General features: G+C 69.0%; 14 protein-coding genes. 11 read left to right on the top strand and 3 right to left on the bottom strand.

The features are described 5' to 3' along the window. From ACT6S0_RS13830 to ACT6S0_RS13810, 5 genes are all read left to right on the top strand, one after another. Window positions 1-983 (top strand): hypothetical protein (locus ACT6S0_RS13830; protein ID WP_444764410.1); only part of this gene is annotated, 983 nt, incomplete at its 5' end. A gap of 87 nt (window positions 984-1,070) precedes the next feature. After that, window positions 1,071-2,033, top strand: coding sequence for a PEP-CTERM sorting domain-containing protein (locus tag ACT6S0_RS13825; RefSeq protein WP_444764409.1), 963 nt, complete (start codon window positions 1,071-1,073; stop codon window positions 2,031-2,033). Continuing rightward, window positions 1,955-2,386 (top strand): DUF1841 family protein, encoded by a 432-nt coding sequence (locus tag ACT6S0_RS13820; protein WP_444764408.1) that lies wholly within the window; start codon window positions 1,955-1,957, stop codon window positions 2,384-2,386. The genes ACT6S0_RS13825 and ACT6S0_RS13820 overlap by 79 nt, the downstream gene beginning before the upstream one ends. Before the next feature lie 56 nt (window positions 2,387-2,442). After that, window positions 2,443-3,027: a TetR/AcrR family transcriptional regulator gene (locus tag ACT6S0_RS13815; protein WP_444764407.1), complete on the top strand. Its 585-nt coding sequence runs from the start codon at window positions 2,443-2,445 to the stop codon at window positions 3,025-3,027. Window positions 3,028-3,142: 115 nt separating this feature from the next. Then, complete coding sequence (locus tag ACT6S0_RS13810; RefSeq protein WP_444764406.1) at window positions 3,143-3,916, top strand: SDR family NAD(P)-dependent oxidoreductase; 774 nt, start codon at window positions 3,143-3,145, stop codon at window positions 3,914-3,916. A gap of 162 nt (window positions 3,917-4,078) precedes the next feature. Here ACT6S0_RS13810 and ACT6S0_RS13805 read toward each other — a convergent pair whose 3' ends face one another. The 3 genes from ACT6S0_RS13805 to flgA form a co-directional block, all read right to left on the bottom strand. After that, window positions 4,079-4,477, bottom strand: coding sequence for a hypothetical protein (locus ACT6S0_RS13805; protein WP_444764405.1), 399 nt, complete (start codon window positions 4,475-4,477; stop codon window positions 4,079-4,081). A gap of 4 nt (window positions 4,478-4,481) precedes the next feature. Beyond that, the gene (flgM, locus tag ACT6S0_RS13800) at window positions 4,482-4,817 is read right to left on the bottom strand and encodes a flagellar biosynthesis anti-sigma factor FlgM (RefSeq protein ID WP_444764404.1); all 336 of its coding nucleotides are present in this window, start codon (window positions 4,815-4,817) and stop codon (window positions 4,482-4,484) included. Between the two features lie 138 nt (window positions 4,818-4,955). After that, window positions 4,956-5,651 carry a flagellar basal body P-ring formation chaperone FlgA gene (flgA, locus tag ACT6S0_RS13795; RefSeq protein WP_444764403.1) on the bottom strand — a complete coding sequence of 232 codons (696 nt, stop codon included), beginning with the start codon at window positions 5,649-5,651 and terminating at the stop codon, window positions 4,956-4,958. Window positions 5,652-5,807: 156 nt separating this feature from the next. Between flgA and flgB the strand changes: the two genes are divergently transcribed. The 6 genes from flgB to flgG are packed head-to-tail and all read left to right on the top strand — an operon-like array spanning window position 5,808 to window position 10,244. Then, window positions 5,808-6,221: a flagellar basal body rod protein FlgB gene (gene flgB, locus ACT6S0_RS13790; protein WP_444764402.1), complete on the top strand. Its 414-nt coding sequence runs from the start codon at window positions 5,808-5,810 to the stop codon at window positions 6,219-6,221. Between the two features lie 6 nt (window positions 6,222-6,227). Then, window positions 6,228-6,644: a flagellar basal body rod protein FlgC gene (gene flgC / locus ACT6S0_RS13785; RefSeq protein ID WP_056263284.1), complete on the top strand. Its 417-nt coding sequence runs from the start codon at window positions 6,228-6,230 to the stop codon at window positions 6,642-6,644. Between the two features lie 16 nt (window positions 6,645-6,660). Beyond that, on the top strand, window positions 6,661-7,302 hold the full coding sequence (locus ACT6S0_RS13780) for a flagellar hook assembly protein FlgD (RefSeq protein ID WP_444764401.1): 642 nt from the start codon (window positions 6,661-6,663) through the stop codon (window positions 7,300-7,302). A gap of 49 nt (window positions 7,303-7,351) precedes the next feature. Continuing rightward, window positions 7,352-8,698, top strand: a complete 1,347-nt coding sequence (gene flgE / locus ACT6S0_RS13775) for a flagellar hook protein FlgE (protein ID WP_444764400.1) — start codon at window positions 7,352-7,354, stop codon at window positions 8,696-8,698. 25 nt (window positions 8,699-8,723) lie between these two features. Then, on the top strand, window positions 8,724-9,449 hold the full coding sequence (gene flgF / locus ACT6S0_RS13770) for a flagellar basal-body rod protein FlgF (protein ID WP_444764399.1): 726 nt from the start codon (window positions 8,724-8,726) through the stop codon (window positions 9,447-9,449). A gap of 12 nt (window positions 9,450-9,461) precedes the next feature. Further along, the gene (gene flgG / locus ACT6S0_RS13765; protein WP_444764398.1) at window positions 9,462-10,244 is read left to right on the top strand and encodes a flagellar basal-body rod protein FlgG; all 783 of its coding nucleotides are present in this window, start codon (window positions 9,462-9,464) and stop codon (window positions 10,242-10,244) included. The last annotated feature ends 8 nt before the right edge of the window (window positions 10,245-10,252 follow it).

Below are 10,252 nucleotides of genomic sequence, written 5' to 3'. Positions count from 1 at the left end.
GCTACCGCCTGGCCTGCTTCATGCGCCGTCAGCGCTGGCCGCTGCTGGGCGCAGCCGCGCTGCTCGTCGGCACCGCCGCCGCCCTGTGGCAGGCCGACAGCGCCCGCCGCGAGGCGCGCCGCGCCGAAGCCGCCAATGCCTATTTGCTTGACCTCTTCAAGACGATGGACCGCCGCGCGCCCGATGCCGCCCAGCCCGAGGCCGCGCTGCGCCGCCTGCTGGCCGAGCGCATGGCCCGCATCGAGGCCACCCTGCCCAGCGACCCCGACACCGCCGACGAGCTGCTGCGCATCACCGCCACGCTGCACGACTACCTCGGCGAAGCCAGCCGCAGCCGCGCTTTGAGCGAGCGCCGCTACGCCCTGCTCAAACGGCGCCTGGGGCTGCGCCACGAGCGCACCCAGTACGCCGGCATGGGCCTGGTGTGGCCGCTGCTGGCCGAGCAAGACCTGCCCGCCACGAGCAGCCTGCTGGCTGACATGGATGCCTCCCTGCCCGCCCGCGGCCTGCTGCGCGCGGAATGGTGGCTGGCCCGCCACGACCTGCGCATGCGCCAGGGCGCCGATGCCACGGAGCGCGAGAGCCTGCTGCGTCAGGCCCTGGCCCGCTACGACAGCGACGCACCTGACGACAGCGGCCATGCAGCAACCTGGCTCGCCCTGAGCGAACTGCTGGCCACGACAGCTCGGCCGGCCGAGGCGCTGACCGCCGTCAACCAGGCGCTGAGCCGCGTCGGCCAGGCCCGGCCCTACATCGCCAGCGACCATGCCCGCCAGTTGCTGCACCGCGCCGGCCTGGGCGCCGCCAGCGCCTCGGCCGACGAAGCCCAGGCCTTGCAGTTGCTGCGCGGCAGCACCGGCCTGCGCGCTGCCTTTCTGAAGCAGCCGCTGTCCACACTGCTGGCCCGCCGCTGCGCCAGCGACGCGACCGCGGCCCGCGCCCTGGCGCAGGAAGCCGGCCTGCCCGACTGCGGCTCCCCCTAATTCGCGTGGCTGCCGGCTGTCCGGTTCTGCCGGCAGATTGCGTAGGTGGAGATGCGCCGCCGTTGGCGCTGATCCAGGGAGCCTTCAATGCCAGCTCGCGCCACACTGCTGCTTGCCAGCCCACTCGCCTTCTTGAAGGTGGCCGTCCTCACGGGTGCGCTGTCCGCCAGCCAGCCGGCCGCAGCCATCGATTCGCAGCTGCTGGTCAACATGAACGTTCACGCCACCAGCTTCATGCCCCCTGGCGCCGGCGAGCAGCGCTTGGTGCCGACGCTGGACCTGCGCGACGACCCGCGTCTGGCGCAGATGCAGCGCATGCACGAGATCGCCAGCTTTGCCGGCGGCCACGGCATCGGCCGCTTCGAGGGCCATGTCGGCCTGCTGCGCGCCTTCGCCTCGGCCAGCTTTCCCTACTGCTGCGACCTGGCCGGCCGCCGCGTCAACCACGGCTATGCCGGCGCCTCGGTGCAGGGGCGCTTCTACGACAGCATCCCCGTCACCGGCGCCGGCCTCGCCCCGGGCACGCCGGTCAGCTACACGGTGAACTTCAGCATCAGCGGCCACTTGTCCAGCCCCGGCTTCGAGATCGGCGGCTTCCTGTCGGCCTATGGCGTGGCCGAGGTCAGGCTGCGCGACATGAGCAGCTTTGCCGAGGTCAGCAAGAGCTGGGACGCCAGCCGCGACGCGCCCGCCATCTTCAGCCTGAGGCTGGACACCTTCGTGGGCCGCACCATCTCCCTCAGCGGCATGCTGGCGGTGGGCGCCTCGGTCAGCGACTACGCCGTGCTGGCCCGCTATGCCGAGGCCGACTTCGGCCATTCGGCCGGCTACCAGCTCATCCCGTCCGTCGCCGGGCTCAACACGGTCGGCGCCAGCGGCCACGACTTCGCCACACCGGTGCCCGAGCCGGCGGCGGGGCTGTTGATGCTCGCCGGCCTCGCGGTGCTGGTGCGCCGGCGACAATTGCAGCCATGTTCGCCCCGTCCCAGCTCGAAGTCCGGCGCTTCTTCTGCGCCACCTACCGCAAGTGGCGCGACGGCTTGCCGTTGATCCCGATGGAGGCCATCGCGGCCGACTGGATCGCCGAACACCCCGAATACCACGCGGAGCTCGCCGACGAAGCCGCGGCGCTGGAGAAGGTCTACACCGTGGAGGAGGGCCGCACCAACCCCTTCCTGCACCTGTCGATGCACCTGACGATCACCGAACAGCACGCCATCGACCAGCCCTCGGGCATCCGCCAGGCCGTCGACCTGCTGGCCGCGAAGCGCAACTCGCGCCACGAGGCCCATCACACGGCGATGGACGCGCTCGGGGAAATGATCTGGGCCTCCCAGCGCAGCGGCCTGCCGCCGGACGGCCATGCCTATTTGGATGCGGTGCGCCGCAAGGCCACCACCTGAAGACCGCGCAAAGCCGCTTGACGGACCTACCAATTGGTAGGTACATTCCGGCTGCCATGAAGCACTTCTCCGAACTCAGCCCCGCTGCCGAACGCGTTGTCGACGCGGCTGAAGGGCTGCTGCAGCAGCAGGGCTACAACGGCTTCTCCTACGACAACGTGGCGCAGCTGATCGGCATCAAGAAGCCCAGCATCCATCACCACTTCCCGGCCAAGGCCGACCTGGCGACGATGGTGGTGCAGCGCTACACGCACCGCTTCCGCGAGGAGCTGCTGCGCATTGAGGGCCGCCACGCCCGGGCGCGCGACCGGCTGGCGGCCTATGCCGAGCTGTTCGACCGCACCTTCGCGCGTGAGCGGCGCTTGTGCGTCTGCGGCATGCTGGGCGCCGAGGCGCACGACCTGCCAGAGAGCGTGCGTGACGAGGTGGCGCGCTTCTTCGGCATCAACCTGCGTTGGCTGCAGGAAGGTTTCGAGCTCGGCCAGCGCGAGGGCACGCTCGGCTCCGGCGCCCAGCCCGAGGCGCTGGCGCGCGCCTACCTCTGTGCGCTCGAAGGCGCAATGGTCGTCGGGCGCGGCATGGCCAATGACCAGGGCCCGTCCACCGTCGGCCGCGCCATGCTCGACCTCTGTTGGCGCTAGGCGCCACCGTTCCACGTTCCTGATTCAGCCCGGCACCCGTTGCGGCGGGGGTGCCATCGCGGGCTTCTTCCGCCCACAACGCCTACCAATTGGTAGGTAGTCAAAGGAGAGTTTCATGGGTCAAGACTTCACAGGGCGCAAGCTGCTCATCGTCGGCGGTGGCAGCGGCATCGGTGCCCAGGTCGCGGTCGATCTGCTCGGCCAGGGCGCCCGCGTGGTGCTGGTGGGCCGCAGCGCGGCCAAGCTCCAGGCTGTCGCCCAGCGGCTGGACGCGCCGGACCGGGTGGCGACGGTTGCCGCCGACATCACGACGCCCGACGGCCTGGCCGCCGTCACCGAGGCGTTGCATGGCGCGCACCGCGACGTCGATCTCTTCGTCAACGCGGCCGGCGTGTTCGTGCCCAAGCCCTTCCTCGCCCACGAGGCGGCCGACTACGACGCTTACCACGCGCTCAACCGCGCCAGCTTCTTCCTGACTCAGGCCATCGCGCGCCAGTGGGTCGAGGCCAAGCGCCCGGGTGCCATGGTGTTCGTCGGCTCGATGTGGGCGAAGCAGGCCATCGCCGCCACGCCGTCATCGGCCTACTCCATGGCCAAGGCCGGCCTGCATGCGCTGACCCAGCACCTGGCCATGGAGTTGGCGCCGCACGGCATCCGCGTCAACGCCGTGGCGCCGGCCGTGGTAGCCACGCCCATCTACGAGAGCTTCATCGCCAAGGACCAGGTTGAGCCGACGCTGCGCAGCTTCGACGCCTTCCACCCGCTGGGCCGCGTCGGGCAGCCGCAGGATGTGGCGGGCGCCATCGGCTTCCTGCTGTCGGCGCAGGCCAGCTGGATCACCGGCGCGGTCTGGGATGTGGACGGCGGCGTCATGGCCGGCAGGAATTGAGGCCCCTCGCCCAGTCTCGGCCCGCTCAACGCGTGCGCGCCTGATCAGTCTTGCAGACCGCGCTGCGGCATTGCCGCAGCCTCAGCCCCCCCGGGGGGACGGCGCGCAGCCCACAAGAAAAAGCCACCTCGAAAGGTGGCTTCTGGACGCGGCGGCGACGGATCAGGCCTGGAAGCTGCCGCCGCCCGTGCTGCGGCGCTCGGCCTTGCCGCCTGAGCCGTAAAGGCCGGTCGGCTCGCTCGGGATCAGCACATCAAGCGCCCGGTCCAGCGAGGCGTTGCCACGCGCCAGCGTCTCGCGCTGGGCGGCCAGCAGACCGCCGGCACGCACGAGGCGGTTGCGCAGCGCGGCGGGCACGCTGCCGGTGCGGGCGGCTTCGCTGAAGGTCTGCACAGCGCGGGCCAGGTGCTGGTGCAGTTCGGCCGAATGCTGCTCGATGGCCGCCGCGTCGCGGCGGGCCAGCGCGTCGCCAAGCTGGTTCAACGCGGCCTCGACGGCCAGCAACGGCTGTTCGAGTTCAGGGCCGAGCGGTGTGGGCGAGGCGATGGCGGTGGCGGTCATTGGATTAGTGCTTGTTGGCGCGTGCGCTGAGCAATTCTTGCGCATTCGCGACCAGCTTGTCCGCGATGGCGTTCGCGTTGATCGTGAACTTGCCCTCACTGATGGCCTTGGAGATGCGGTCGACCTTGGCGGCGTCGAAGCTGCCGTCTTCGGAACCCGCGCTGGCGGCCAGCTTGGCGGTGCTGGAAATGGCCACCTGGGCGCTGGGCGCAGGGGCGGAAGCGGTCGGGGTCTGCCGGACGATGTCGTTCGACCCGGCAGCTTCCGGCTTGCGCGCAGCGGGGCGCTGCTCGGCCTTCGTGGGGCTGGCGCTGCCGTCAGGGCCGTTACCGATTTTCATGAGCTTCTCCAGGGTGCGGGGCGGACCCCGCATGGGGCATTGCAGGGGAGTTTCCCCTTGTATCGGCCCCTGGCCTAGGAACTTGAGCGCGAACTGACGGGATTTTCCGGCCAGTTGCCGGGATTCGTGGTGCTTTGCTCACAACAGCAGCTCCACCCGGCGCTCGCCGACAGCACGTCCGCTGGTGACGCGGCCGCTCTCGAAGCGCACCTTGACGTCCTGACCTTCGACGCCGGCGCCCATGGCCCTGGCTTCCGACGCGACGGCAAACCCCTCGCCAGCGACATGCACCTGCACCGTCTCGCCCGCGGCAAACCACTGGCGGGACTTCAGCGCCGGCGCGCGTACAGCGTCGGCAGCGCCCAGCGGGCGGGCCAGCGTGCGCCCGATCAGCACGGCCGGGTCGGTGAAGACGGCGCCGGGCTCGGCGGCAATGTCGATATCGGCCAGGGCCAGATGTTCTTGAGACAAAGTCACGCCGGCCGGCAGCGGCCCGGCGGCCACCACGGCGCGGCCAAGCACGGCGACCCGAACCGGCAGCGTCACATTCCAGCGCGCCACGCCGTCCGTGCAGCGCAGGCCGATGCGGCTCTTGCCCCAGACAGCCATGCCAGGCGGCAGATAGGGCTGGACCTGGCGACAGGGCGCCAGGCGCAGGCGGGCGTCCAGCGCGCCGATCTCGACGGCGACGCGTGTGCCGGGCGGCGCGGTCACGCGGGCGGCGGTCTCGGCCAGCACGCGCACGCGTTCCAGCAAGGCTGGATCGAGGGCCGTCTGCGCCCACCCGGGCAGGGCGGCGAGCAGGCAGACAAGGAGCAGGGTGGCACGCAGCATGACCGCCACTCTAGAGATGGGGCTGGCTTTGCTGGTTCGGAAATGAGCGGCTTTGCCCCCGCTAATCCCGCTCATGTTTTCCGGTCAGCTCCAGACAATTTGCGAGAAGGGCCATCCCGGCCTTGCCCTCGAAAGCAACCTCGAAAGAGGCCCCCGATGCTGAATCGACTGACAGACACGCTGAACTTCCAGACCCAGGCCCTGACGCTGCGGGCGGAGCGCCAGCGTCTGCTGGCCAGCAACATTGCCAACGCCGATACGCCGGGCTACCAGGCTCGCGACATCGACTTTGCCCGCGCCCTGCGCGAGGCCACCGGCCAGGTCGGCACGCCCGGCGCGTTGCAGACGACACAGCGCGGCCACATGGCCCCGCTGGCCGGAGCCCGCGGCGAGACCGGCAAGCAGTTCGCCCTGCAGGCCCAAACCAGCCTGGACAGCAACGGCGTCGACATGGACCGTGAACGCGCCAGCTTTGCCGACAACTCGGTGAAGTACGAGGCGACGCTGCGCTTCATCAACGGTTCGGTGCGCACCACGCTCGACGCGATGAAGTCGCACAACCAGGGGTAATCAGCCATGTCGATGTTCCAGATTTTCAATGTCGCCGGCAGCGCGGTCAGTGCGCAGAGCCAGCGCCTCAACGTGGTGGCCAGCAACCTGGCCAATGCCGACACGGTGGCCGGGCCGGACGGCCAGGCCTACAAGGCGCGCCAGGTCGTGTTCCAGACGGCGCTGATGGGCGCGGGCAACGACAGCGGCAACGCCGGCGTGCGCGTGACCAACATCAGCGAGGACCAGACGCCCGGCCGGCGCATCCACGACCCCAAGCACCCGCAGGCGGACGTGGACGGCTATGTGACCTATTCCAACGTGAACACCGTGGAGGAGATGGTCAACATGATCTCGGCCTCGCGCTCCTACCAAAACAACATCGAGGTGATGAGCACGGCCAAGAGCCTGCTGCTCAAGACCCTCCAGCTGGGTCAGTCCTGACCTCTAAAGGCAAGCCATGGACATCACCGCACTCAACGGCAGCAAAGCCGGCGCGCCCACCGCCTCCGCCAAGACCGCCCAGGAAACGCAGGACCGCTTCCTCAAGCTGCTCGTCGCGCAGATGAACAACCAGGACCCGCTCAACCCCATGGACAACGCCCAGGTGACGAGCCAGATGGCGCAGATCCAGCAGGTCACCAGCCTGTCGACGCTGGACACCAGCATCAAGGGCTTGGGCGGCCAGCTCGGCCAGATGCAGGCGCTGCAGTCCATCTCCCTGGTCGGCCGCGAGGTCAGCGTGCCCAGCGACAAGATCCAGGTCGACGGCGGCATCGCCGAGGGCAGCTATGAACTCGCCGGCGCGGCGCAGAACGTGAAGCTGGAGATCCTCGGCCCGGCTGGCAATGTCATCGACACCAAGCAGCTCGGCGCGCAAGGCTCGGGCCGCCAGACCTTTGCCTGGAACGCCGGCTCGGCCGCCGCCGAAGGCGCCGAGGTCAAGTACCGCATCACCGCGACCAACGGCACGGCGGCCGTGGCGGCCACGACCTATGCCTACGACAAGGTCGACGCCGTCTACAGCGAGGGCGGCAACCTCAAGCTGAACCTCGCGCGCCTGGGCCCCGTGGACTACACGGCCGTCTCCGCAGTCAACTGACCGGCACCCCTTTCACCCGAACTTCCCGCACGACAGCAAGGACTCCCTCATGAGCTTCCAGCAAGGCCTTTCCGGGCTCAACGCCGCCTCCAAGAACCTGGACGTCATCGGCAACAACATCGCCAACTCCGGCACCTACGGCGCCAAGGGCTCGCGGGCCGAGTTCTCCGACGTCTATGCGGCAGCACTGAACGGTGCGGGCCAGAACCAGATCGGCATCGGCACCAGCCTGCAGTCCGTCGCCCAGCAGTTCACGCAGGGCAACATCACGGTGACGGAGAACCCGATGGACCTCGCCATCAACGGCGGTGGCTTCTTCCAGGTCAGCGACGGGGTCAACCCGACACGCTACAGCCGCAACGGCCAGTTCAAGGTCAGCAAGGACGGCTTCATCGTCAACAACGACCAGCTCAAGCTGATGGGCTACCCCGCCAACGGCGCCGGCGTCATCCAGCCCGGCACGGCCCAGCCGCTGCAGTTGCCCACCGGCGGCATCCCGCCCGCGACGACGGCCAAGGTGACGATGGAGTTCAACCTTGACTCGCGCCTGAAAAGCACCGCCCCCGGCGGCGGCACCGGCGTCGGCATGGATCTCAAGGACAGCGCCACCTACAACAACGCCACCTCGATGACCGTCTACGACGCCAAGGGCCAGGACGTCGCGGTGACCTTCTACTTCCAGCGTGCGGCCGACGCCAGTGGCGCCGTGCCGCCCAACGACGTGTGGAACGTCTACGCGACGGCCAATGGCACGCCGTTCGACACTGACGCCTCCGGCGGGGCCATCGCGCTGGACGCCTTCGGCAACCCGACGGCACCGTTCACGACCATCACCTTCCCGCCCACCGGCGGCGCGCCTTCGGGCATCACCGGCAGTGCCACGACGCCCCCCGGCGACATCACGATGACGGTCCCAGCCGGCGTCAGCTCACGCGGCAACCCGACCTTGTCCATTCCCGGCATCCTGCTCAACCTGGCCAGTGCGACCGAGAACGGCAGCAGCTTCGCGGTGACCAACCTGACGCAGGACGGCTACGCGCCGGGTCAGCTGACCGGCATCCAGGTTGCCAACGACGGCATCGTCCAGGCCCGCTACTCCAACGGCCAGAGCAAGCCGGCCGGCCAGATCGAGCTGGCCAACTTCCGCAACCCGCAGGGCCTGCAGACGATGGGCGGCAATGTCTGGATCCGCACCGTCGCGTCGGGCGACGCCGTCGTCGGCGTGCCAGGCGACGGCAACATGGGCGCGATGCAGTCCGGCGCGCTGGAGGAAAGCAACGTCGACCTGACCGCCGAGCTGGTCAACATGGTGACCGCCCAGCGGGCCTACCAGGCCAATGCGCAGACGATCAAGACGCAGGACCAGGTCCTGCAGACCATCGTCAACCTGCGCTGATCACGACAACGGCTGAGGACGCGCGATGGACCGCATGATCTACCTCTCGATGGCCGGCGCGAAAGCCGCCATGCAGCGGCAGGACGTGCTCTCGCACAACCTCGCCAACGTCACGACCAACGGGTTTCGCGCCGAGTTGCAGGCCTTCCGCGCCGTGCCGGTACAGGGCGACGGCGCATCCACGCGCGCCTTCACGCTGGAAACCACCATCGGCTACAACGACGCGCAAGGGCCGCTGACGCCCACCGGCCGTAGCCTGGACGTGGCCATGCAGGGAAACGCCTGGCTGGCCGTGCAGGCCAATGACGGCACCGAGGCCTACACGCGCGCCGGCTCGCTGGACGTCAACGCCGAAGGCCTGCTCGTCATGCGCAACGGCATGCCGGTGCTGGGTGACGGCGGGCCGATCAACGTGCCCCCCAACAGCGCGGTCGAGATCGGCAGCGACGGCACCATCAGCGCCAAGTCACCGAACCAGAAACCGACCGCCATCGGCCGGCTCAAGCTCGTCATCCCCGAGGCGCCGATGACGCGCGGCGACGACGGCCTGTTCCGCGCCCAGGAGGGCGACCTGCCCGCCAACCCCGCGGCGCGCGTGCAGGACGGCGCGCTGGAAGGCTCCAACGTGAGCCCGGTCGAGACCATGGTCGCCATGATCGCCGCCGGCCGCCAGTTCGAGCAGCAGATGAAGCTGCTGCAAATCGCCCAGACCCAGGGCCAGCAATCCGCCAAGCTGCTTGGCAGTCAGTAAAGAGGCCCCACCATGATGCGCTCGCTCTGGATCGCCAAGACCGGCATGGAAGCCCAGCAAACCCAGCTGGACAACATCTCCAACAACCTCGCCAACGTCGCCACCAACGGCTACAAGCGTTCGCATGCGGTGTTCGAGGACCTGATCTACCAGAACATGCGCCAGAGCGGCGCCAACAGCACCGAGCAGACCACGCTGCCCACCGGCCTGCAGGTCGGCCTGGGCGTGCGCCCGGTGGCCACCGCGCGCATCTACACGCAGGGCAACCTGCAGCAGACCAGCAACAACCTGGACCTGGCCATCAAGGGCGACGGCTTCTTCCAGGTGCAGATGCCCGACGGCACCACCTCGTACACGCGCGACGGCAGCTTCCAGCTCAATGCCGACGGCCAGATGGTCACGAGCAACGGCTACACGGTGCTGCCCGGCATCACGATCCCGAACAACGCCCAGAGCCTGACCATCGGCAACGACGGTACGGTCAGCGTGACGCTACCCGGCCAGGCCGCGCCGCAGACGGTCGGCCAGGTCCAGCTCGCCACCTTCGTGAACCCGGCCGGCCTCGACCCCAAGGGGCAGAACCTGTTCGCCGAGACCGCCTCCAGCGGCACGCCCAACACCGGCGCGCCCAACAACAACGGCATCGGCGCCCTGCAGCAGGGCTTCGTCGAAACGTCCAACGTCAACGTCGTCGAGGAACTGGTGCAAATGATCCAGACCCAGCGTGCCTACGAGCTGAACTCCAAAGCCGTGCAGACGTCGGACCAGATGCTGCAAAAGCTCGCTCAGATCTAAGCAGGACC

Origin of the sequence: Roseateles sp. (assembly GCF_052436255.1) — a bacterium.
Classification (GTDB): domain Bacteria; phylum Pseudomonadota; class Gammaproteobacteria; order Burkholderiales; family Burkholderiaceae_C; genus Pelomonas.
This window is presented reverse-complemented; position numbering and strand designations above follow the sequence as displayed.